This window comes from Bacillus sp. LJBV19 (assembly GCF_017797845.1).
GTDB classification, from domain to species: domain Bacteria; phylum Bacillota; class Bacilli; order Bacillales; family Bacillaceae; genus Bacillus; species Bacillus velezensis.
In genome coordinates, this window is sequence record NZ_CP072563.1 from 2766742 (window position 1) to 2791026 (window position 24285).

The window sequence follows — 24285 nt, forward strand, 5'->3', positions numbered from 1 at the left end:
GGCATCTGTTACAAGTATATGGGGGATGTTTTTAAAATAGACGTAAAGGTTAGCTTTCACCGCCGAACAAATGGCGCACCTTCTTTTTAAATATAACGGGAAGCGATAAAAATACGATGTAAAGACAGATCACGCCGAGTACGGTCAGCACATTGCCGGACATAAAGCTCGCGCCGAGCACATTCAGGACGATCGTCCCCGGAATAATGCCCGCAGCGGTCGCCAAAAAATACGTCATCGGCCTGACTTTCGATAGGCCCGCGGCATAGCTGATCACATCAAAGTTAACAGGCAGAATGCGCAGGATAAAAATATAAAAGAAGCCATTGGTTTTCATCTGCTTTTGAATGGCTTCCATTTTTCCATGACGGCTTTTCTCATTAAAGGCAAACAGCCCCGCCGCAAAAAAAGACGCGGCGGCAGCGCCCATTGAGCCCGCCAGCGTATACACGGTGCCGAAAAACGGGCCGAACGCCAATCCTCCGGCGACGGAAACGATTGATACGGGAAACAGCACAAAAGGCCTGACAATGGAAATTCCGATAAACACAAGCGGCGCAAAAACACCGAACGATAACACCCACAGCCGGATCTCCTTAGGCGACAGATTCAGATATTTGCGGTTTGCCCACAGCAAAAGGCCCGCTCCCGCCGCAGCCGCAGCCCAAGTGACAGCCTTCTTATTCCTCATTCCCTCAAATCCTTCCCATTGGACGCCGGCATCATGAACGGCGGCGGTTTTCCCCGTCAAGACGGACGGGCGAAGCCAAATATAAAATCCGCTCCATCAGTCTTGCCGCTTTTACTTCTTCCTTTTCTCCCCGCTGTGAATACGTAAAATGATGCTTCAGCTCGTCTGGTGAAAAATTAGACGAGAAGAAAGTGGGAAGCTGCTGGCTCATTCTGTGCTGAAGCACGGTGCCGATGACCTCATCCCTGACCCAGCTTGTCATTGACTCCGCTCCGATATCATCAAGCATCAGTACGGGCGTCGTTTTCACCATATTCAGTTTCGCCTCCAACGACTGATCCTGGAGCGAGTTTTTCAGCTCTCTGACAAATTCGGGAACATATACGATCATTGATGAATACTCTTTTTCCGCCAGCTCGTTGGCAATGGCGGCTAAAATAAATGTCTTTCCGATTCCGAATTTTCCGTACAGATACAGCCCTTTGCCTTTTCCCGTTTCATTATAGCTCTTCAGAAAATCCGTCACATGCTGGAAGATGCCGACTCTGCTCGGATCGGTAATGTCGATCTGCTGAAACGTCGCGCCGAGAAGATCCTGCTGGATATACATGCTCTTCATCAGGGACTTTTGCCTTTTCTGGCGGTCGAGCTTTCTCTTTTCCGGACATTCGTAATATTCAATATCAATGGAACGCCCGTTGATCACAAGCTTCGGATGATAGCCTTCAAGCAGGCTGTTCGTCCGGCTGTCTTTCGAGCAGAAGGCGCACTGTTTGCTTTGCTGAACGAATTCGTACAGTTTATTTAACCCTCTGTCAATCATGCTTTGATTGATTACATCTTTCTGTTCCTTCAAAAAAGCCTGGACGTCTTCGTCGGCCATGACTTGCTGCTGCATTCGTTCCAGGCGTTTTTGAAAGTCAGGTCTTTTCGTCACGCCTTCTAAGGATCGGCTGATCGGTTCCATTCAATATCACCCCGCTTCTCTGTCTCAATAGGCAGAGTATTTTTTCAGTTTTTTCATTTCTTCCATCATTTTTTTCTTCTGTTCTTCAAGATCCTGCGCGGAAAGAGCCGGCTGTTCTTGTTTCTTCCCGGTTTCTTCTTCTTTCATCCAATCAGGGCGCTTTTCTTCCCGGACGGTTTTTTTGCCGCGCGCCGCGCCGTTTGTTTTGCCGTCCGCCCAATCAAGGTATTGCCTGTGCTCTTCTATTGCGAGCTTCATTGCTTCCCGTACCGTTTTGACTTTCTTTCTGGCCCAGTGGGCGGCGATTTTTTGGATATAGTTTTTGGACAGCTTCATATCCGTTTTCAGCATGACATAATAAATCAGCACATTGGTGACGCCGGGCTCAAGCTTTTGTTCGAACATAATATCGGCGATAATCTGCAAGTCGGCTTTTGACGGCTCGGTCCCGTCCGCAATGTCCTGAAGAAGCTTTCTCGGTGATATGGTCTCAAGCTGTGCGATGAGTTCGCCGTTCAATGAATCGTCCTTTTCCGTCCGGTTTTCTCTCAAGGTGACAGGCTGTGTTTTATCAATCAGTTCCGGAAGCTTCCCGCTTCTTTCAATTTGGTACCAGTCGCTGGCCGCTTTCCTCAGCGCTTCGGCCGTTATCGTATCCTGTTCATTAATTGCGGTCATGACGACGTGCTGCATGGAGATAGGATCTATTCCGTATAAATATGAAAGCTTTTTAATGCTCTCCCGCACGTCCTGCGTGATTGATTTGCGCGGTATCATCGTTTCTGACAGTCCCGCCATGAAAAGCTCAAAATCAAACACTTCCTCCGTCACCGTATAGGAAGGCGCTTGTCCGACAGACGCCGTCTCATAGTCCTCGGGTAGCTTCATCGCCTCTTCCATATCAGGCGTCATTTTCCATTCACTCGGCTGAAAAGAGGCAAAAGCGTGATTAAACGGACGGGTAATTTCCCTTGCGTCCGCGCCGACGGAAGGATGCGTGTAAAATTGTCTCAGCTGCTGGTATTTCGTTTTACCGACTCTGTTATAAAGAAAGACATTCAGCATGCCGTCTTCAAAAAAATCATTCGGTCTGAGCGGGGGCAGCAGCTCATAAATAAACATCCGCTCTTTTTGCTCGGACTCCCGGATATACACTTTCAGCAGCCCGATTCCTTCAAGCTTTCCCTGTTCATGATGAATCTTTTTTAAATTTGACTGCATCATGCCCATCAGCTGCCTGTGCGTGGATTCCGCTCCCCACAAGCGGTTCTGCTCAAGCTCCCCCCATAAGGTCATATAAAGGGAGAATGCAAAAGAACCGATCAGCGGCTGGTACAGATGTGTCAAAACCTGTCTGTCGACATCCTGAAGAAGCGAACGGCTTTTGACCGTATAAGGATCTACAGGCAATACGTCATTCCAATAGTCAGCCATGATTCTCAAACCTTCCGATATGTTTCTACTCTCATTTTACACCGTTTCTGCGATCTATCAAATGCCAATTTTGCTCATGAGAAAAGAGCCAGACACAATCTCTTAGCTCTCTCAGCGTTCTTTCTTTATTAAATCTTTCAATTCATCGATAAACACGTTTATATCCTTAAACTGCCGGTAGACGGAGGCAAAGCGGACATAAGACACCTCATCGATTTTCGCCAGACGGTCCATTACCATTTCTCCGACAAGTTCGCTTTTGACTTCAGATACACCTTGGTTTCTCAGCTCTTTTTCAATGTCAAAGCACATGTCTTCCAATGTTTTTAAAGGAACGGGCCTTTTTTCACAAGCTTTAATTAACCCGCGCAGCATTTTTTCACGGCTGAATTCTTCCCGGACGCCTTCTTTTTTCACGACGATCAGAGGCATCTCTTCAAACTTCTCAAATGTAGTGAAGCGGTAATGGCAGGCTTCGCATTCCCGCCTTCTGCGGATTGATTTCCCTTCGTCCGCAGGCCGTGAATCAAGTACGCGGGAACCGTTATGCTGGCATGAAGGACATTTCAAATTGGATCAGCTCCCATCTGTTTCGTTGCTGTAATGCGGTTCGCAAGCTTCCGGTAAATGCCCGCCAACGTTTCTAGGATGAGCCTATTTGTTGGGAGAGCCGATAGACCGGCCTTATCTTTTCTATTTTACAAAAAAAATGCTTAAAGAAAAAGCAATGCTGTTTTTTTACATTAGAAAAGGAGCATCAGCTTCAAAGCGCGTAATGGCTTTTTCAGCTTAGCTCCCTTGTGTTTGCGTTTTGAAAATTACAGTACTTTCGCTTGTGCCTGTTTAATCTGTACAGGCCCCATTCCTCTCGGTATTTCAATGTTTTCTCTTGTATCTGCATGTAATGCGTCCGCAATGTAATCCGCAGCCACATTAGGATCCAGGTCTCCACAAGTATAAACATCAATGCTTGCATATCCGTGTTCAGGAAAACTGTGAATCGTTAAATGTGACTCAGAGATAATAACGACTCCGCTTACGCCTTGCGGTGCAAATTTGTGAAATGCGACCTCGCGCACCTCAGCTCCTGATTTCAAAGCAGCATTTACAAACGTTTTTTCAATAAAATCCATGTCATTGAGCTTATCAAAATCGCATCCCCAAAGCTCGGAGATGACGTGACGCCCCATTGTTTCCATAATCATGGACCCCCCTTAACAAGAATTAAAAAAGTGAATTTCCGAGAACTGACCCGGCCATTTACCACGGGGGAAAGTTAGTCCGGAGAGGTCCTAACCCTTTAAGTAATTCCGAAGCAGTCACGAGCAAGAAGTTCACGAAAGATAGTATACTGTGTTTAAGTTTATTTTGCAAGGTGTGTTTTTTGCGAATATGCCGTTAAGGGTTTTTTTCTAACAAATGTCCATGATCTTTAGTCTACACAGCTGACGGGTGTTTCATTCGCGCGGCGACGTGACGGATAAGATCAACGACCCGGCAGGAATATCCCCATTCATTGTCATACCAGGCGAGCACCTTTACTTTTCGGTCTTCCATCACTATCGTTGTCAGTCCGTCGATGATCGCAGAGTGTGAATTCGTATTATAATCCGAAGAAACGAGCGGCTCATCCGAATAATCAAGAATTCCGTACATCGACGTTTTTGCGGCTCTTTGGAAAGCGGCGTTCACTTGCTCGGCCGACACATCTGTTTTCAGATCGCAGACAAGGTCCACTAATGACACATTCGGAACGGGAACACGCAAAGCGAGACCGTGAAGTTTTCCTTTCAAATGAGGCAGCACGAGCGACAGCGCTTTGGCGGCGCCTGTAGAAGTCGGAATGATGGATTCTCCGCACGCTCTCGCCCTCCGCAGATCTTTATGCGGATTGTCGATATTTTTTTGATCATTCGTGTAAGCGTGAACAGTCGTCATCAGGCCGCTTTCAATCCCGAATTCCTGATCAAGCACTTTGACGACCGGCGCAAGACAGTTTGTCGTGCAGGATGCATTTGAAATAATGACATGTTCATCGGGATTGAAATGCTCTTCATTTACTCCCATGACAATGGTAACGTCTTCATTTTTGCCCGGAGCCGTTAAAATAACTTTTTTCGCCCCTGCTTCAATATGGCTCATTGCTTTTTCTTTTGAATTAAATTTCCCCGTTGCCTCTACGACGATGTCTATTCCGCATTCTTTCCACGGAAGCTCTCTCGGGTCCCGGCGATTGAACAGCATAATATGTTTTCCGTTGACGATCAGACTGTCGTCGGAGGTCTCAACTTCTTGATCGTATTTGCCGTGAATTGTGTCATACTTTATCAAATGAGCAAGCGTTTCCGGGGGATAGCTTGCATTAATGGCTGTTATTTGAATTTGATCATCTTCCATTGCTTTTCTGAACACCATTCTTCCGATTCTTCCAAACCCGTTGATTGCTACTTTTACCTTCATGCTCAGGTCACCCCTTTTTAATATGCCACTCTAATTTACCTTTATTTATATATAGTATAACACATTAAAAGAAATCCGCCAGTACAACTTGATAAAAATCCACCCTTATACCGATCAATATGTTGTTCAATCGGTTTTTTTGCATATAAAATGATCTTTCTTCCATAAAAAAAGCAGGATCAGCGTCTCAGGCTGCCTGCTTTTTTCTTATATTTGTCCCGGTTCTTTAAATTTGTCATTTAAAATGCTGTCCTCTAAAACGGAAGACACCTCGCCGTACCGTTTAGCAATATGCATCGCGCCCCAGTCGCACAGCGCGTTTAAAATTCTTTCCAGACTGTGCCCGTATTCACTCAGCTCGTATTCCACTTTCGGCGGCACCTGATTGTACACGATCCGGTTGATGACGCCGTCAGCTTCCAGCTCCCGCAATTGCTGTGTCAGCATCTTCTGGGTGATGTCCGGCATAAGCCGCTTCAATTCGCTTGTCCGTTTTTTCCCGCGCATGAGGTGGCAGAGGATCACACACTTCCATTTTCCGCCGATCACTTCAAGCGCCGCTTCTACGGATATATTGTATTTTTTCTTCAGCAACGGTAATTCCTCCTCATCTATAGGAACTAAAAAGTGCCTATGGCACTTAAAAGTACGTTCTTTTCAATGACACTTCTATCGATCATAATGACACTTGCCGGCTGAAAAGGAATGTACTCTTATACTTATATCGTTTACCCGGCATCATTTCAACCATACATTATCGTTCAAGGAGGAAAACAGATGTCTTCACATCGCCAAAGCTATTTACCAGCGCTGCTGGCATTAGCCGTCAGCGCTTTTGCGATCGGCACAACCGAATTTATCAGCGTCGGGCTGCTGCCGCTTATATCTCAAGATCTGCATATACCTGTCACAACGGCGGGACTTACCGTTTCCATGTATGCTCTGGGCGTGACATTCGGCGCGCCGGTTTTAACGTCTCTCACATCCGGCATGTCGCGGAAAACGCTGCTGCTCTGGGTGATGTTAATTTTCATCGCCGGAAATACGCTCGCAGCGAGTGCTTCCTCAATCGGCGTCTTACTGGCGGCACGGGTCATTTCGGCGTTTTCCCACGGCATTTTCATGTCAATCGGGGCAACAATCGCCGCCAATATCGTGCCGGAGCATAAAAGAGCAAGCGCGATTTCCATTATGTTTACGGGGCTGACGGTGGCTACGGTGACCGGCGTTCCGTTCGGCACCTATCTCGGCCAGCAATTCGGATGGAGAATCGCATTTGCCGTCATTGTGGCGGTAGGAATCATTGCATTCCTCACAAACGCGCTTCTCGTTCCGTCACATTTGCGCAAAGGGACGAAAACCGCATTTTCCGAGCAGGTCAAACTCGTCACAAACGGCCGATTATTGCTTTTATTTATTATTACCGCGTTAGGCTACGGCGGAACGTTTGTCGTGTTTACGTATTTATCTCCGCTTCTTCAGGAGGTAACCGGTTTTCAGAAAGGAACCGTCGCGGCCATCCTGCTCATTTACGGAATTGCGATTGCCATCGGAAACATGATTGGCGGCCGTTTATCAAACCGGAATCCGCTGAAAGCCTTGTTTTATATGTTCATTGTCCAGGCTGCTGTGCTGTTTGTTCTGACTTTTACCGCGCCGTTTAAAACAGCCGGGCTGATCACCATTATTTTCATGGGACTGTTGGCGTTTATGAATGTGCCGGGGCTTCAGGTATATGTCGTGATGCTGAGTGAACGTTTTGCGCCAAGCGCCGTTGATACAGCATCAGCCTTAAATATCGCGGCATTCAATGCCGGAATCGCGATCGGCTCGTTTGCCGGCGGAATCATTACAGACTCAATCGGAATCATTCATACCGCTTGGATCGGGGCGCTGATGGTGCTCAGCGCGGTCGTATTAACCGGATGGAGCAGGAAGCTTGAAAAGCGGGATCGCACTGCCCTTGAAAGGAGGTGAGTTTTTCTTCAGCGCATTTTGATTGTTTCAACAGACAACTAATAGGAGGAATATATATATGACAACACATTTACAAGCAAAAGCAACATTGCATAACGGAGTAGAGATGCCTTGGTTCGGCATCGGAGTTTTCAAAGTAGAGGAAGGCGCGGAACTCGTCAATGCGGTGAAAGCGGCATTGGTGCACGGCTATCGCAGCGTCGATACCGCCGCGATTTACGGAAATGAAGAAGGTGTCGGCGAAGGCATCCGCCAAGGACTGCAAGAAGCGGGATTAAAACGTGAAGACATTTTTGTCACGTCAAAAGTATGGAATGCCGATTTAGGATATGAAGAAACGTTAAAAGCGTTTGACACAAGCTTAGAAAAACTCGGTTTAGATTATTTGGATTTATATTTGATCCATTGGCCTGTCGAGGGAAAGTACATCGATGCATGGCGGGCGCTCGAAACCCTCTACCGAGATGGACGCATTAAGGCGATCGGGGTCAGCAATTTCCAAATTCACCATCTGAAACATCTCATGAAAGAAACGGAAATCAAGCCGATGATCAACCAGGTGGAGTACCATCCGCGTCTGACACAGAAAGAACTGCTTGCTTTCTGCACTGAACAAGGCATTCAGCTTGAAGCGTGGTCGCCATTGATGCAAGGGCAGCTGCTTGATCACCCCGTCTTACAAGAGATCGCTGAGAAGTACGGCAAATCAGCCGCTCAAGTGATTTTGCGCTGGGATTTGCAAAACGGTGTCATCACCATTCCGAAATCAACTAAAAAACACCGTATTGAAGAAAATGCAAATGTCTTTGATTTCGAACTGTCAGCTGACGATATGAAGCGGATTGATGATCTGAACGAAAATCTCCGTGTCGGTCCTGATCCTGACAATTTTGATTTTTAATCAGAAAAACACCGTTCGGCTTTCCGAACGGTGTTTGTTTATGCCCAGCCGCTCAATACTTCCTCAAGCTGGTGCTTTGTATGTTCAAGACTGCCGCTGTTATCAATGACGGCGTCAGCTTTTTTTGTTTTGTCCGCTAAAGGCATTTGCGACGTTATCCGGCTCATCGCTTCTTCTTCTGTAAGGGAATTCCGCTCCATCAGCCGTTTGAGCTGAATGTCTGCCGGTACGGTGACGACGAGCACCTTGCCGACAAGATAATCAAGCCCGCTTTCATACAAAAGCGGTATATCCAAAACGACGAACTGCTCTTTTCGTGCAACGGCTTCATCCCGCTGTTTCAGCATTTCCGCACGCACCGCCGGATGAACGATCTGATTCAGCTTCAGACGCTTCTGTTCGTCAGTAAAAACGATAGAACCGAGTTTTTTTCTGTCAATATCGCCATTTTCCAGCAGGATGTCTTTTCCGAATGCCTCCACAATTTGTCCGTAAGCCGGCATTCCTTTGTCCACCGCCTGTTTTGCGATGACATCCGCATCAATGACTGTTATTTTTTTGTCGATCAGCATACGCGCTACCGTGCTTTTGCCGCTTGCGATGCCTCCCGTTAAACCGATGACCAAGCTCAAAAAGCCCACTCCTTCTTACATTTTCCAAATCCCGATGATAATCAGCAGGACTCCCGGCAAAAATGTCATTTTATCTATCCAATTCCATCTTGAGAGCAAATGCCCCGCGTTTATGCCGAGTGAAACAAACAGCGAGCTCATCAGCCCGACAGTCACGCTCATCATAACCGGAGAAAAGCCGAGAATGGCCGCTCCCAGCCCGGCGCCAAACGCGTCAATGGATAAGGCGATACCGAGCAGAAGCGCCTCGACTCCGTTAATGGTTCCGGATTGATCAATATCGGCGCTCGTCGGTTTTTTTAAAATGTGAATCACGATGCCGAGCGATTTCACTTCAAGATTAAGTAACGTTTTTTCATGCAATAAGTAATCCGGCTCTTTAGCCGGTTTGAAAAATTGCCAGATGACCCATGCCCCGATTCCGATTAAGATCAGCCCGCCCAGTTTTTCCGTGACGGATACGGGAAAAATCTTTGTCAGAAAATGGCCGATCAGCATGGATATAAACATCACAGAGGCTGAACAGCAAGCGATCACGGCAATCGCTTTGAACGGGATTTTCATTTTTCTCAAACCATACGTAAACCCGACTGAAAAACTGTCCAAGCTGACAGCAAAAGCCAAAAGCAGCAAAGAAACAATCTCCATATCCGTTTCTCCCTTTCTCTTGATCGGCAATTGTGACATATGCCTATTGGGTGAATCACAATATATATATGGAGAAAGGTCATCAACTGTGTTAGAAAAAAGTCATTCTGCTGCCGCTTGCTTGAATCGCTTCAGTTTATGATTTTTTTTGGCAGCGGGCGCAAAAATGCGTCCCTCTTCCGCCGACCACGATTTTAGAAATCATCGTGCCGCACGTTTTGCACGGTTCATCCTTTTTGCCGTATACGTAATGTTTGAGCTGAAACATTCCGATCTCCCCTTGAGAATTGATATAAGACCGGACGGTGCTCCCGCCCGCGTCAATCGCTTCCTGAAGGGTGTCTTTAATTTCTGTATGAAGCGTTTTTATCTGCCCGTCTGACAGACTGTTCGCTTTTGTCTCAGGATGAATACGCGCCCGGAATAAAGCTTCATCGACATAAATATTGCCGAGGCCGACGACCGCTTTTTGGTCGAGCAGGGCTGTTTTCACCGCGCGGTTCGTTTTTGCAAGCCGCTCTTTTAAATAAGCAGCGGTAAATGCTTCATCATCGGGTTCGGGCCCGAGCTGTGAAAGCGGTAATGCATTCTGTTCCTCTCCCGGCGCAAACAAATGCATCGTGCCGAATTTCCGGACATCCCGGTAGCGGAGCTGTGTTCCGTCCGTCATGTGAAACACGACGTGCACATGTTTATCGTCAGGCTCATCGGCCTGATGAAGACCGTATTTCCCCTCCATCCGAAGGTGGGACACCATGACATAATGATCCAGATGGAAAAGCAAAAACTTTCCTCTTCTTCCGATGGATCGGATCGTTTCTCCTGCAATCTGCCGCGCGAATTCCTCCGGCTCGGCGGGTTTTTTGATGATATTCGGCCATCTGATATGCGCCGATTCAATCGTTTTCCCCTTCACAAGACCGGTCAGAGTGCGCCGGACCGTTTCAACTTCTGGTAATTCCGGCACAATCATCACTTCCTTTTTCTCTGTTTATTTTGCATCGTACCAAGACGGCCCTGAAGCATAATCCGCCTTCAGAGGCACATCTAATGCCAAAGCATGCTCCATCACTTCAGGAACCAGCTTCTCTAATATTTCAATTTCTTCCTTAGGCGCTTCAAAAATCAATTCATCGTGCACCTGAAGCAGCAATCGCGCCTTCAGGTTTTTTTCTTTCAGCTCAGCTGCCATGTCAATCATGGCTTTTTTAATAATATCGGCGGCGCTTCCCTGAATCGGCGTATTCATGGCCGTCCGTTCCGCAAAGCTCCGCAGGTTGAAGTTGCGGCTGGTCAGCTCAGGAATATAGCGGCGGCGCTGCATAAGTGTCGTGACATATCCTTTTTGCTTCGCTTCCTGCACCGACTCTTCCATATATGCCTTGACGCCCGGGAAGCTCTCCAAATAGCGGTCAATAAAAGCGCCCGCTTCTTTCCGGGTGATGCCGAGGTTTTGTGACAGCCCGTAATCACTGATGCCGTAAACAATGCCGAAATTGACGGCCTTTGCCTGGCGGCGCATCGCTTGTGTCACTTCATCTTCACTGACATGAAACACGTCCATGGCGGTTTTTGTGTGAATGTCCATGTCATTCGTAAACGCTTCGATCAGATTTTCATCTTTTGAAATATGCGCAAGCACCCTTAATTCAATTTGTGAATAATCGGCGGCGAAAATAAGCCAGTCCGGTTCGGACGGTACGAAAGCCTGACGGATTTTCCGCCCTTCCTCCAGCCGGATCGGAATATTTTGCAGGTTCGGATCCGTTGAGCTGAGGCGTCCGGTTTGAGTCAACGCCTGATTGAATCGTGTATGCACCTTATGAGAATCCTTGCGCGTGACCTTCAGCAGCCCTTCTATATAAGTCGATTGGAGTTTGCCGATTTGTCTGTATTGCAGGATATATGCGACGATATCATGTTTGTCTGCGAGCTTCTCAAGCACATCAGCTGAAGTGGAATAGCCTGTTTTTGTTTTCTTTACTGGCGGCAGGCCGAGTTTTTCAAACAGAATGACGCCGAGCTGTTTTGGTGAATTGATGTTAAACGGCTCACCGGCGATGTCATGGATTTTTTCTTCATATTCTTTCAGTTTTGCCTTGAGCTCTTCTCCCATTCGCTTCAGTCTTTCAACATCCACTTTGACGCCCATTGATTCCATTTCTCCGAGAATTAGCGCAAGCGGGAGTTCAAGATCTTGATAAAGCTCAAGCTGATTATTTTCTTCCAAAGCGTCAAGCAGTTTGTCACGGAGGCTGTTAACGGCAGACGCTTTCCGCGCGAGATGATCGGCAAGCTCTTTTTCAGCGGGAACGGCGCGCTTTGCGCCTTTTCCGTATACCGCTTCATCTTTTGAAACGATATTCAGCCCGTATTCTTTCGCTACGCTCGCGACATCGTCGTACGAATTGCCCGGGTTTATAATGTAGGCAGCAAGAAGCGCGTCAAATTCCGTTCCCTTCAGCTCAATTCCCTGCCAGCGCAAAGCGACGACGGAACGTTTGCTGTCGAACACCCACTTTTTCATCGATTCATCTTCAGCCCAAGATTTAAAAGCTTGAGACTGAATGGCGATTTCTTTCGGAATATAATAAAGACCTGTTTCATTCACGATGGAAAAGCCGAGGATCGGTTCTTCGTGATAGTTATCACCGATTTGTTCGACGACCAAAGCGGACGGCGAAACGAGCATATCTTCGGTGATTTCTTCTGCCGTTTCAACATTGATGTCTTCAAAATTTTCTTCCGCCGTTTCGCCGCTTTCTTCACCAAGCCGCTCAAGAAGCGTATTAAAACCGAGGTCTTTAAAAATGGCAACAACTTGTTCACGGTCAAACCCTTGGTAATCTAAATCTTCGGGCTTGACTTCAATCGGCGCATTTGTCATAATCGTCGCCAGCTCTTTGCTCATCAAGGCTTGTTCCTTATATTCTTCAAGCTTTTCTTTTAATTTTTTTCCGCTGACTTCATCAATGGAATCAAGCAGTTTCTCAACCGAATGGAACTGCTTTAAGAGCTTAATCGCGGTTTTTTCTCCGACGCCGGGGACGCCCGGTATATTATCGGATGAATCCCCCATTAATCCCTTCATATCAATGATTTGCAAAGGGGTCAGACCGTACTTTTCTTGCACGTGCTCCGGCGTGTAATCCTCCACGTCGGTAATGCCTTTTCTCGTAATGGCAACGGTCGTTTTCCCGGTTGCAAGCTGGGTTAAGTCCTTGTCCCCCGAAACTACCTTTACTTCGAAGCCGTCTTTTTCAGCAGATACGGCAAGGGTGCCGATAATATCGTCCGCTTCATATTCAGGAAGCTCGTAGCGGCTGATGTTATAGGCATCAAGGAGCTCGCGGATGAACGGCATCTGTTCTGAAAGCTCCGGCGGCGTTTTTTGTCTTCCGCCTTTATATTCTTTAAACGTGCTGTGGCGGAAAGTGGTTTTTCCCGCATCAAAAGCCACCAGCATGTGGGTCGGCTTTTCATCTTCCAGCATCTTCATTAAAATCATCGCAAACCCGTATACGGCATTTGTATGGATGCCTTTTTCATTGCTTAAAAGCGGCAATGCAAAAAACGCCCGGTACGCCAGACTGTTTCCGTCGACAAGCACTAGTTTTTTTCGTTCCGTCATTCAATATCCTCCTAAGAGCAAAAGCTCGTCATTCCTCTATTTTTTAATCTCACAGCTTCTCTTATTTTAACAAAGTTCAATTTGAAAGGAAAATGAGCGAACCCCGTGAAAACGCAAAAAAGGACGGGAACAAGAAAATACGTTCCCGCCGTCAAAATTGGCTCCTTGGATGAAGGGGTTCTGTTACATCCTAACAAGATAGGTTTAACAGGCCATGAAGAAATTGTTAATCCTTTGTAAAGCTGATCACGCTTCCGGCTGCCGCTTCAGCGTCACGGTAAATACAGTCCCCTGTCCCGGCTCGCTTGTGACCTCGATTTTACCTTCATGGGCTTCTATTAAGTGCTTCACGATGGCGAGGCCGAGCCCGGTTCCTCCCGAGTTGCGGCTTCTGTCTTTATCCACGCGGTAGAATCTCTCAAATATCCGCGGGATCTCTTCCTTCTGAATGCCGATTCCCGTATCGGACACTTTGATATCGACAACGGTTTCTTTCACATGTACCGAAATCCCCACCGTCCCTTTTTCAGGCGTGTAGGTCAGGGCATTGTTTGCCAGATTCAAAAATACCTGCTTCAGCCTGTGCGCATCACCCGTCACAAAAATCGGCTCTTCCGGGAGATCGAGCTGAAAGCTGATGCCTTTTTCCGCAGCCTTATGCCGCAAAAGCGCCTCAATTTCATGCAGAATTTTTGCGGCGTCAAAGGACTCTACGCGCATCGTAAAGTTTTGCTGCTCCATCTTGGATAAATCCAGTAAATCCTGCACGAGAGATTGGAGCCGCTCACTTTCTTTCAGAATGATAGACAGAAAGTCTGAAAGCGCCTTTTCGTCTTTCATCGCTCCGTCTAACAGTGTTTCCGTAAATCCTTTAATCGAGGTGATCGGTGTTTTCAGTTCATGGGAGACATTGGCGACGAAGTCCTTTCTCATCTGCTCCAATTTTTTAATTTCCGTCATATCGTGAAAGACGAGGACGATGCCCTTCCATTCATCGTCAGGGCCCATGATCGGAACGCCGTCAACTTCAAAGTAGCGCCGCTCAATATTGATGGGAAGTCTGAGCAGCTGGCATTTTTTCGTCTCCGTCATAAAAATGTCTTCGACAAGCCGAATGATCTCCTCATGTTCAAACGCATCATGGTAAAGGCGCCGAAGCAGACGTTCAGGCTTTGTATGAAACTGCTTCGTGTATGACCGGTTCACGAGATTGATAAAACCTCGCCCGTCTATTAAAATCAAACCGGATCCGATATTTTCAATGACGGTTAACAGACGATCGCGCTGCATATCCTGCGTTCTCGTCATTTCCATTAAATCGACCGCCAGGCTGTTCATCGCACGCCCGAGACGGTCCGACCGCCTTGCGTAACCGCTGTAGGAGCGGGCGTCATAATTCCCTTTGGACAGCTCCGTCGCCACCTTTGTCGCGGCGTCGATGGATTTTTTGTAACGGGACGTCATGTTTGTATAAAAGAAAACGATAATGATAAAAGCGGTACAAAGACTTGCTGCCAGCATGCCCCACATTTCTCCGGTAACGCTTGAACCGCCGTTGATCTCAGAGGAAACAAGTACATACCCCGCAATTTTCCCGGCGTCATTTTTTACGGCAGTGCCGCGGATGACTTTGCTTTTCGACTGTACGGCTTCCTCACTTTTATTGTGAGAAATGAACTCCTTTACGGCTGAATCATCAGCATGACTGCCGGAATGATATACGGCGTCACCCTTCTCGTTGAGCACGGCGACGTTTATACCGAGGGTGCGGCCGGCATCACGGATTACCGTTTCATTGCTTTTATTGCCGATTCGGCCGGTGTCAAGAAGGCCCGCTATGTATACCGATTCCTTTTTCAGCTGATCCGCCGTTCTTTCTTCAGCGGATGAAGAAATAAGCTGCTGTAAAAAAAGGCCGAGAACACTGAAAACCAATATGATACATACAACGAGTAAAGCGAACAGACGCACACGGACTTTATTCATTCATTTTTGGCTCCTCCAGTTTATACCCCAAACCTCTGATTGTTTTAATATAGATGGGTTTTTTGGTATTTGATTCGATTTTGTCGCGCAGATGGCTGATATGAACGTCAACAATCCGGGTATCCCCGGCAAAATCATAGTTCCAGACCGCGCTCAGCAGAAGATCTCTCGTCAGCACTCTTCCCTTATGTTTTCCCAAATACAGAAGCAGTTCAAATTCTTTAGGCGTCAGTTCCAGCTGTTCTGACTTAAAGTACGCTTCGTAATGCTCCGGAAGAATTTTCAGCTCGCCGATGAGGATCTGCCCGTCCTTTTCCTCTTCTCTGCCTTGTGACAGCGAAGAAATGTCAGCCCTTCTTAAAATGGCTTTCACCCGCGCAGTGACTTCCCGCGGACTGAACGGCTTTGTCATGTAATCATCCGCTCCGAGCTCCAGTCCCAGCACTTTATCAAACTCCTCATCTTTTGCTGTCAGCATCAAGATCGGAACCATCATTTTCTGCTGTCTGAGCTGTTTACAGACGTCGATTCCGTCCACTTTCGGCAGCATGACATCCAGTACGATTAAATCCGGATTTTCATTCTCTGCCTGCTCCAGAGCCTCTTCGCCGTCTGATGCGGTAATGACATCATAGCCGGACCGTTCCAGATTATACTGTAAAAGAGTAACGATAGATTGTTCATCATCTACAACTAAAATTTTTTTGTTCATGCTGCGCCCTCCGCTGTCTATTTTCCCCGACATCCAATTTTCTCTATTTTATGTGCTGCTTATCACTTTATGATTTCATTTTATCCAATACTGCCCGTTCAGACAATTCGCCTTTTTGATCATTTTCAGAGAAAGGATCGCTCAGGGAAAAAGAAAACGCTTTCATTAATTGTAAAAAGAGGAAGGCTTCTGATTCGGAAGCCTTCCCTTTTTTCTTATGACAATACTTTCATCACGTTTTTGACAGATTCAACTGATTTACTCAGCTGCGCTTTTTCATAGTCTGTCAGTTCAAGCTCGATGATTTGCTCTAGGCCGTTTCCTCCGATAATCGTCGGTACGCCTAAGTAAATGCCTTCATGACCGTATTCGCCTTCTAAGTAAGCGATAGTCGGAAGCACGCGGCGCTGATCTTTCAAAATGGCTTCTACCATTTCAGTCAGTGATGCAGCAGGCGCGTAGTAGGCGCTTCCGTTGCCGAGAAGGTTGACGATTTCCCCGCCGCCTTTTCTTGTGCGTTCTACAATCGCATCAAGACGGTCTTTCGGGATAAGCGTTTCAAGCGGAATGCCGCCCGCATAGGAATAACGGACGAGAGGAACCATGTCGTCACCGTGTCCGCCAAGAACAAAACCGGTCACATCTTTTACAGACAGGTTTAATTCTTCAGCGACGAATGTTCTGAATCGCGCAGTGTCAAGCACTCCGGATTGTCCGATGACGCGTTCTTTCGGGAAGCCTGATTCTTTGTACACCGCATATGTCATCGCATCAACAGGGTTTGTCAATACAACGATAATGCAGTCAGGAGAATATTTCACGATCTCACGTGTGACGCTTCTCATGATTTTTTCGTTTGTAGATACGAGATCATCACGGCTCATGCCCGGTTTTCTCGCAATTCCGGCTGTGATGACGACGATATCAGAACCGGCTGTGTCCTCGTAGTTGGACGTGCCTGTGATTTTCGCGTCAAATCCTTGAACCGGACTTGCTTCGAGCATGTCTAGCGCTTTTCCTTTTGTCGGGTTTTCTAATTGCGGAATATCAACGAGCACAACGTCTGCAAGCTCTTTTTGAGCTGTAAGAAAGGCTGTTGTCGCTCCCGTAAATCCTGCTCCGATAACAGAAACTTTACTGCGTGTTTTTCCCATGATTCTCTTCTCCTTTTTTGGCTTCATTAGAAGTCTGCTTTAGGTTCAGTCCATGTTTTTGATTAGCTCTTCACCAAACTCTGAACATTTCACTTCAGTTGCACCGTCCATTAATCTAGCAAAATCGTACGTTACTACTTTTGAAGCAATCGTTTTTTCCATAGATTTAATGATCAAGTCAGCAGCCTCATTCCAGTTCAGGTGTTCAAGAAGAAGCACTCCTGAAAGGATGACGGATGACGGGTTGACTTTGTCAAGGCCGGCATATTTAGGAGCCGTTCCGTGAGTCGCTTCGAAAATCGCATGCCCTGTTTCATAGTTGATGTTCGCTCCCGGCGCAATTCCGATTCCGCCTACCTGAGCGGCAAGCGCATCAGAGATATAGTCTCCGTTTAAGTTCATTGTCGCCACGACGTCGAATTCGCTCGGACGGGTTAAGATCTGCTGAAGGAAAATATCAGCGATGCTGTCTTTGACGATGATTTTCCCTGCCGCTTCCGCGTCGCTCTGCGCTTTATCAGCCGCTTCTTTTCCGTCTTTTTCGACAATGCGGTCATATTCAGCCCAAGTGAATACTTTATCTCCGTATTCTCTTTCGGCAAGCTCGTAGCCCCAGTTTTTAAATGCCCCTTCAGTGAACTTCATGATGTTTCCTTTGTGGACAAGCGTGACAGACTTACGGCCGTTTTCGATCGCATACTCAATGGCAGCTCTGACTAAGCGGCTTGTGCCTTCTTCAGAAACAGGTTTGATGCCGATTCCTGACGTTTCAGGGAAACGGATTTTGTTAACGCCCATTTCATTTTGCAGGAAGCTGATCAGCTTTTCAACCTCTTCAGAACCTTTCGCATACTCAATTCCGGCGTAAATATCTTCCGTATTCTCGCGGAAAATGACCATATCCGTATCTTCAGGTCGTTTGACCGGAGAAGGCACTCCCGTGAAATATCTGACAGGGCGCAGGCATGTAAACAAATCAAGCTCCTGTCTCAGCGCCACGTTCAGAGAACGGATACCGCCGCCGACCGGTGTCGTCAGAGGACCTTTGATGGCGATGAAGTACTCTCTGATGTCTTCCAGCGTTTCGGCAGGAAGCCACTCACCTGTTTTATTATAAGCCTTTTCACCGGCATAAACTTCTTTCCACGTGATTTTTTTCTCGCCTTTATATGCTTTTTCAACAGCGGCTTCCAATACTTTAGAAGCGGCGTTCCAAATATCAGGGCCTGTGCCGTCGCCTTCAATAAACGGGATAATCGGATTATTTGGTACGTTTAATACTCCATTAGAGACTGTAATTTTTTCACCTTGTGACACAATATTACCTCCCAGTATGTAATTCATATTTAGAAAACATTTTATTTTTCTTGTATAGAAAATAAAATGACTTTTCTCAAGATTCTATCAAAATTGTAAACCAATCCGGGCTTGATTAACAAGAGGCTAACGACATGAAAATCACCAGCCTCCCGTTTGATCAGGCTCTTTCATCAATCGGAACAAAAGTCTGCTTATCCGGACCCGTGTAATCAGCGCGCGGGCGGATGAGGCGGTTGTTATCGTACTGTTCAAGAATATGGGCGATCCATCCTGACATTCTGCTGACCGCAAAGATCGGCGTGAACAGATCGTGATCAATGCCGAGACTGTGGTATACAGATGCGGAATAGAAATCAACGTTAGGCGGGAGTTTTTTCTCCGACGTTACGATTTCTTCGACACGGATTGACATCTCGTACCATTTGCTTTCACCCGTCAGATTCGTCAGGCGTTTGCTCATTTCTTTTAAGTGTTTGGCGCGCGGGTCTCCATGCTTATACACACGGTGTCCGAAGCCCATTACTTTTTCCTTTTTCTCCATTTTGCTGCGGATATAAGGCTCGGCGTTTTCCACTTCGCCGATTTCTGTCAGCATTTTCATGACGGCTTCATTGGCTCCGCCGTGAAGCGGTCCTTTTAAAGCGCCGATGGCGGCAGTGATGCCTGAGTAAATATCAGATAAGGTGGCGACACATACTCTCGCCGTAAATGTTGATGCATTCAGCTCATGATCCGCATGAAGAATGAGCGCTTTGTTAAACGCTTCCACTTCGATCGGAGAAGGCTCTTCACCGTTTAAGGTGTACAGGAAGTTCTCCGCGATTCCATACTCTTCCTTCGGTTCAACAGGATCAAGTCCTTTGCGGATTCTTGAGAAAGCGGCGACAATGCCCGGCACTTTCGCCTGCAGACGGATGGCTTTTCTGTAGTTCGCTTCCGGATTCATGACATCGGCTTCACTGTCAGTCAGACCGAGTAATGAAATCGCCGTCCGGAGCGCAGCCATTGGATGTACGTTATTGAGGGGATAGGATTTGAAGTGCTCAATGATTTCTTGTGGAACGGCAGCTTCTTTCGCAAGCTGTTTTTTCAGTTCAGCAAGTTCCGTTTTATTCGGCAGGCGCAGATGCCACAGCAAATAAATGATTTCTTCAAAACTTGCATTCTCTGTCAAGTCGTCAATATCGTACCCTACATATGTAAGGGTATCGTCGATAATAGAGCTTACAGATGATGTTGTTGCTACAACCCCTTCAAGACCGCGTGTTGCTGTCATATTCAACCTCTCCTTTTCAATCAAAATTCCCCTTTAAAGAGTATATAAAACATACGGCTTACTTAAAATGAGTCATGCAAACAATCCCTTTCCCCTTTAAGAAAATGCTTACATTTCAATGATTGCGATTACATAACCAGTATGCTTATAGAGGAACATAACAAATTCTTATAAGCTTATTTAAGTTTAAGCCTATTCTTATTATAAACAATAATCTGATTAATTTGTAGACTTTTAACTAAAAATGTTTTAAAAGCCTTATATATCAAGGCTTTTCGTTGATAAATTTAATCGTTTGCTTTCAGGCGCTTTGTAAAACCATGTATTCTCATGTTTTCAATTGGGGGAGTTTTGGAGGAGACTTTAAAAGGACAGGCGCGACAACTTCACCGCAAGTTTAACCCCCTTCTTTACCGGAGAAGGGGGTTAATTTGTTTACTCGACTGAATCAATGTTCGGATCAGCTTCAGAAATCCATGTCTTGGTTTTAGTTGGCTCAAATTTTCTTATATATATCTTTGTTGTTACTTCGTATTTCGCTTTTGTGTATATAACGATCCTTTTGTATTTTTATGCGGACTTCAAACGAATATCACCCTTGTAACATAACCTGTTACCATGCTTGTAATGCAGCAGCCGCAGCCCCGCCTAAAAAGAGAAAAATCGAAAATGCATGACAAAAAAAGATGCAGCCCTAAAAAGGCCACATCTTTTAAATCATGTTTGCAGTCGCGCAGCTAGTTGTATTACCTCATTATCAGTTTTAGCTGCATTATGATGAAGATGAGTCGTGTTTCCTACAAAAGCAATTACACCGAACGTAATAGCGAAAGCAGAGACAGAGAAACAAATTGCTTTTTTAATATTCATACAAACAATCCCCCCGCTGTATTTGAAGTTGAGACTCCACCATCTTATCATAAAAAATTGTAGCCATTTCAAAGTCCTTCATTCCTTTGAAAAAGTTTGCTGTTAAAAGTGTCAACTCTTCGACATACGAATACATATGAATATTTTCAAGCTTACTTAAAATTTCTACAAGGCTGTCTTTGTTAATCGGTTCAGCAAATAAAACATATAAAAACTCTGTTAATAAGCAAAACAAATTGTCGTCATATTTTACTGCTGTTTTTAAACCTTCTTTTAAAGCTTGGCCTGCCGCGGCTGTTTTCTTTTGCTTAAATAATACTATGGAAAGTGAATAATATGAATGGGGCAGAGTTCTCAATTTCATTTCTTCACCAATCACAATTGCTTGTCTCAAATACGCTTCGGCCTTTTCTTCTTGTCCCATGTAGTGATAACTTTCACCCAAATTATAAAGAGCAGAGGAAATCAACCTTTTATGACCAAATTCTTGCGAAAGCTTCAAGGCTTCCTCAAGATGCTGTAATCCTTTTTCGTAATGTTTAAAATCAAGATAATTACCCACAATTACAAATAAACTTTGAATTTTTCGGACGGTATAAAGCGGGTTTCGATCATAAATTTCTAACGCTTTTAGAATATGATGCATGGATACGTGCGTTTGTTTCATATTATAATAAGCCTCTGCCAACTTAAAATGAAACTCAGCTTGTTCTATTTCATCAGAGACATGATGAATTTCCATCTCTGCTTTACGATAAAAATTAATTGCTTCTACATACTGCTTCTGATCAAATTCGTACATTCCGCGAAAAAAATGTGAGTAATATTTTAAGAGGCCGGTAAGTGTTTTTTGTGGTTTCTCAATCTTCTCAAGTAGTTCTGTGGTGGTTGGCCTATCAGTCCTATACTTTATTTCTGGGTTTAAATAATCTAGCATAAGTTGATGACGAAAAGTCATGAGAGAGTAATAAATAAGTAAATATTCGTCTTCTTCCATTTCTTTTATTTCGTGTTCCACTTCGGCTTTTAAAATTTCCGCGTCTGGCACACTAAATTGACGAATCATCTTGTACCACTCGTTAATTTTAACGCCTACATGTGAAGACGGTAATACCTGGTCCATGCATTCATTCCCCTCCTCCTCTTTTGATTTATTTTCCACTAATTTCTTATTTTCTGTAAACGAAAAAATACCGCAATTTTCCTAATTAACCGAAAATAACAAAAAATGATAGCGATTTTGGAAATAGAACATCCATGATAATAAAGCACTTGTATACACCCCTTGCGGGTGCTGAACTTACGATTTTCGTCAATTGTATTTATGCTATAAAGAGAAACTAGAAGTCTATTTTTTGCCTTAAAAAGGAGTACAGAAATTATCTTCTGTACTCCTTTAAAATCTAAATAAGAAATCAATCTTGAGATAAATAAATCCAATTTATATCGTCAAATTCTTTGATAACATAATCTGATCCTATACTACGTAAAATTCTATTAAAGAAAATGATGTCATCTTCATCATCGTAATTATATAAATCCTTTTGAACATATTCTTTAATAATAAAATTCGTTAAATTTGTATGATTAACAAATTCAGAAAAGTAAGATCTTATAAAAATTGAATTATCTTCATTTAATTTTTCATCATTAACAATTGAAATCTTAAAAACATTTAAAATCGCATTAATATCTTCTTCGTCCATATAACATAATGGTTCTAATTTTTTGTCTTCTTCTGTAAATGGCTTTCGAGTATCTTCAATTATTACGTAAGATAAAATGTTACCATCTTTCAGCACACGAAAAACTTCTAAATCACGTAATTTTAAAGCTCTATTAAGTGATAGCATTCTTTCCCCCTAATCAAATATTAAAACCCAAATACTAACCTTAGATTCTTTAGTAATCTACCTCCTGTTACACCTATTTAAAGCTGCTATTGTTATCACATATGCAGGGTTCAATAATATATCAATCCAACTATATTTAGAAATTTTTTTCGTTCTTTATCTAATTTTCCCTATTTCTTTAACGCTGATTTTCATCTTTGTCTTTGGCCCATGAATGCCGTCAGCAGTCACGCCGTACATGGACTGGAATCGTTTGACTGCATTTGCTGATTTCGGGCCGTAAATATCTTCATCAAGCCGTTCATCAATTGAAACTGACTCATTTACTGATGTAAGTGAATTTAAATAAATTGCAGAAAAACCCTCCTCATCTCGAGAAGGGCTCTGACTTATACTTCTTTTTCTCTAAATCAGTCCGAAGAAACTAACTGATGCCGCTCAACTTTTTAATCGGAGGGCTTTATCGGGTTCTCCGACTATTTGCCCCTATGCTTTTCTTTTGCTTTTTGTTTTCTGATTAAATATTTTTGTTCCTTTATTTTTTCTCTTTGTTTTCTATTCAGTTGTTTTTTCTTTTCTTTTCTTGCTTCAAGCTCCTGTTTTATCGCTTTTTGTGCCTTAGTTGATATCCCGATATTTTTCATCTCTTTAGAAGCTTGTCGTTGCAATCTTTTTGGGTTTAATTTCTTAGATTTTGCTTTAACACAAACCCCTTCTTGTTCAGTGTGGGAGAGAGTCGGTAAAAGTTGATTATTAACAAAATGCATTATTTCTGAATCCTTTGGCTCTTGTCCAAACAAATGACGAATTGCTCTTAATTTCCCATCATTCACAACTTCAATGACTCCTACCCAAAACTGACCATCGTAGTAAACCGTTAATTTCATAACGATTCCCTCCTCCTAAATTTACTGAAGAATGATGGACATCCCGAGGAGGGGAAGGTTACTGACATTTTAAATCATGCATCCGGACTACCAACCGAATTGTGTTTTTTCATTCTCATTATAAATTTAACAAACTTTCAAATTGAAGGAAAGGGTCTCCGCTTATTTTGAACAACACTTCAAGCTTTGCTTTGGTATCAGCGCATAAATTCCATCAGCTTTTAATCCATTCATCAATTGGAATTACTGCAATCGCTGTATTCGCTCCATGTGCGCCGTCAATCCCGAAGTTCTTTGTTACATGGTAAGCCACTTCATTCATCGGAATAATGTAAATGGCATTTGTCTGAACTACAAAATGCGCAAGTGCAAACTCTAATTTTCTCCACAAAAAAAAGCAGCTTTACGCCGCTTTTTTACTTTACGAAGTGAATATTTTAACGATTTGCATGGCCAAGTAGGCGATTCCGGCGCCGATTAACGGGCCGACGGCGACGCCTCCGAAAAGCGCGACGGCAAGTATCGTGCCGATGACCAGCGCCGTTGTAATATGAGGGTCGTTTTCCAATAAGGTGAGACCGTTTTTGGCGATTAAGGCAACCGCGATCCCGGCACCGAGAGCGATCCACGCATAATATGATTTCATCGCTTCTGCGAGCTGTTTAAAACCGATATCACCTGTGGCAATCGGCACTAAAACGGCGATTGTAATGACGGTGACCCCCCAGTTGATGCCTTTTGACTGAATAACCGGAAACAGTTTCTGATCAAGACCGACAGCTTTTATCACAATGAGAAAGCCGACGGCAAAAAGCAATGACTGATTTTTGGCTACCAATGCAATGGCCAGCAATAATAGTAAAAATAAATTCGCCTGTGTAAACAT

At 44.7% G+C, this 24285-nt stretch carries 24 protein-coding genes; 2 read left to right on the forward strand and 22 right to left on the reverse strand.

The window, feature by feature from the left end:
* Positions 1-49: 49 nt before the first annotated feature.
* The 7 genes from J6600_RS13325 to J6600_RS13355 form a co-directional block, all read right to left on the reverse strand.
* Complete coding sequence (locus tag J6600_RS13325; RefSeq protein ID WP_007408086.1) at positions 50-691, reverse strand: TVP38/TMEM64 family protein; 642 nt, start codon at positions 689-691, stop codon at positions 50-52.
* 31 nt (positions 692-722) lie between these two features.
* Positions 723-1658 carry a primosomal protein DnaI gene (gene dnaI, locus J6600_RS13330; RefSeq protein WP_012118157.1) on the reverse strand — a complete coding sequence of 312 codons (936 nt, stop codon included), beginning with the start codon at positions 1656-1658 and terminating at the stop codon, positions 723-725.
* Between the two features lie 24 nt (positions 1659-1682).
* The gene (gene dnaB / locus J6600_RS13335) at positions 1683-3092 is read right to left on the reverse strand and encodes a replicative helicase loading/DNA remodeling protein DnaB (RefSeq protein ID WP_014418608.1); all 1410 of its coding nucleotides are present in this window, start codon (positions 3090-3092) and stop codon (positions 1683-1685) included.
* 111 nt (positions 3093-3203) lie between these two features.
* Positions 3204-3662 (reverse strand): transcriptional regulator NrdR, encoded by a 459-nt coding sequence (gene nrdR, locus J6600_RS13340; protein WP_003152473.1) that lies wholly within the window; start codon positions 3660-3662, stop codon positions 3204-3206.
* Between the two features lie 248 nt (positions 3663-3910).
* Entirely contained in the window at positions 3911-4291 is a 381-nt protein-coding gene (gene speD, locus J6600_RS13345) for an adenosylmethionine decarboxylase (protein WP_003152471.1), read from the reverse strand.
* 238 nt (positions 4292-4529) lie between these two features.
* Entirely contained in the window at positions 4530-5552 is a 1023-nt protein-coding gene (locus J6600_RS13350; RefSeq protein WP_209387493.1) for a glyceraldehyde-3-phosphate dehydrogenase, read from the reverse strand.
* Between the two features lie 207 nt (positions 5553-5759).
* The gene (locus J6600_RS13355) at positions 5760-6146 is read right to left on the reverse strand and encodes a winged helix-turn-helix transcriptional regulator (RefSeq protein WP_003152469.1); all 387 of its coding nucleotides are present in this window, start codon (positions 6144-6146) and stop codon (positions 5760-5762) included.
* A 183-nt stretch (positions 6147-6329) separates the two neighbouring features.
* Here J6600_RS13355 and J6600_RS13360 point away from each other — a divergent pair, with 183 nt between their 5' ends.
* Both J6600_RS13360 and J6600_RS13365 read left to right on the forward strand, forming a co-directional pair.
* Positions 6330-7529 carry an MFS transporter gene (locus J6600_RS13360; protein WP_209387494.1) on the forward strand — a complete coding sequence of 400 codons (1200 nt, stop codon included), beginning with the start codon at positions 6330-6332 and terminating at the stop codon, positions 7527-7529.
* Positions 7530-7587: 58 nt separating this feature from the next.
* The gene (locus tag J6600_RS13365; protein ID WP_209387495.1) at positions 7588-8430 is read left to right on the forward strand and encodes an aldo/keto reductase; all 843 of its coding nucleotides are present in this window, start codon (positions 7588-7590) and stop codon (positions 8428-8430) included.
* 38 nt (positions 8431-8468) lie between these two features.
* Here the strand turns inward: J6600_RS13365 and coaE are convergent, their stop codons facing one another.
* The 15 genes from coaE to J6600_RS13440 form a co-directional block, all read right to left on the reverse strand.
* Complete coding sequence (gene coaE, locus J6600_RS13370) at positions 8469-9062, reverse strand: dephospho-CoA kinase (RefSeq protein WP_209387496.1); 594 nt, start codon at positions 9060-9062, stop codon at positions 8469-8471.
* Positions 9063-9077: 15 nt separating this feature from the next.
* Positions 9078-9710, reverse strand: a complete 633-nt coding sequence (ytaF, locus tag J6600_RS13375) for a sporulation membrane protein YtaF (protein WP_003152461.1) — start codon at positions 9708-9710, stop codon at positions 9078-9080.
* A 136-nt stretch (positions 9711-9846) separates the two neighbouring features.
* Positions 9847-10677, reverse strand: a complete 831-nt coding sequence (gene mutM / locus J6600_RS13380; RefSeq protein ID WP_029973341.1) for a DNA-formamidopyrimidine glycosylase — start codon at positions 10675-10677, stop codon at positions 9847-9849.
* Positions 10678-10701: 24 nt separating this feature from the next.
* Complete coding sequence (gene polA, locus J6600_RS13385) at positions 10702-13341, reverse strand: DNA polymerase I (protein WP_209387497.1); 2640 nt, start codon at positions 13339-13341, stop codon at positions 10702-10704.
* A 246-nt stretch (positions 13342-13587) separates the two neighbouring features.
* Positions 13588-15327: a two-component system histidine kinase PnpS gene (gene pnpS / locus J6600_RS13390; protein WP_022552838.1), complete on the reverse strand. Its 1740-nt coding sequence runs from the start codon at positions 15325-15327 to the stop codon at positions 13588-13590.
* Positions 15320-16039: a response regulator transcription factor gene (locus tag J6600_RS13395; protein WP_014418615.1), complete on the reverse strand. Its 720-nt coding sequence runs from the start codon at positions 16037-16039 to the stop codon at positions 15320-15322. The genes pnpS and J6600_RS13395 overlap by 8 nt, the downstream gene beginning before the upstream one ends.
* A gap of 215 nt (positions 16040-16254) precedes the next feature.
* Positions 16255-17193 (reverse strand): malate dehydrogenase, encoded by a 939-nt coding sequence (mdh, locus tag J6600_RS13400; RefSeq protein ID WP_003152455.1) that lies wholly within the window; start codon positions 17191-17193, stop codon positions 16255-16257.
* Between the two features lie 45 nt (positions 17194-17238).
* Positions 17239-18510 (reverse strand): NADP-dependent isocitrate dehydrogenase, encoded by a 1272-nt coding sequence (gene icd / locus J6600_RS13405; protein ID WP_007408075.1) that lies wholly within the window; start codon positions 18508-18510, stop codon positions 17239-17241.
* A gap of 160 nt (positions 18511-18670) precedes the next feature.
* Positions 18671-19789 carry a citrate synthase gene (gene citZ, locus J6600_RS13410; RefSeq protein WP_003152453.1) on the reverse strand — a complete coding sequence of 373 codons (1119 nt, stop codon included), beginning with the start codon at positions 19787-19789 and terminating at the stop codon, positions 18671-18673.
* A gap of 717 nt (positions 19790-20506) precedes the next feature.
* Positions 20507-20659 carry a hypothetical protein gene (locus tag J6600_RS13415; RefSeq protein WP_017418344.1) on the reverse strand — a complete coding sequence of 51 codons (153 nt, stop codon included), beginning with the start codon at positions 20657-20659 and terminating at the stop codon, positions 20507-20509.
* The gene (locus tag J6600_RS13420; protein ID WP_014418617.1) at positions 20649-21782 is read right to left on the reverse strand and encodes a Rap family tetratricopeptide repeat protein; all 1134 of its coding nucleotides are present in this window, start codon (positions 21780-21782) and stop codon (positions 20649-20651) included. Before J6600_RS13420 ends, J6600_RS13415 begins: the two co-directional genes overlap by 11 nt.
* Positions 21783-22074: 292 nt before the next feature.
* Positions 22075-22512: a hypothetical protein gene (locus tag J6600_RS13425; RefSeq protein WP_014418618.1), complete on the reverse strand. Its 438-nt coding sequence runs from the start codon at positions 22510-22512 to the stop codon at positions 22075-22077.
* Between the two features lie 156 nt (positions 22513-22668).
* Positions 22669-22905, reverse strand: coding sequence for a peptidoglycan-binding domain-containing protein (locus J6600_RS19825; protein ID WP_209388357.1), 237 nt, complete (start codon positions 22903-22905; stop codon positions 22669-22671).
* A gap of 83 nt (positions 22906-22988) precedes the next feature.
* Positions 22989-23399, reverse strand: a complete 411-nt coding sequence (locus tag J6600_RS13435) for a YjdF family protein (protein ID WP_017418345.1) — start codon at positions 23397-23399, stop codon at positions 22989-22991.
* A 421-nt stretch (positions 23400-23820) separates the two neighbouring features.
* Positions 23821-24285, reverse strand: a complete 465-nt coding sequence (locus tag J6600_RS13440) for a DUF441 domain-containing protein (RefSeq protein WP_025649717.1) — start codon at positions 24283-24285, stop codon at positions 23821-23823.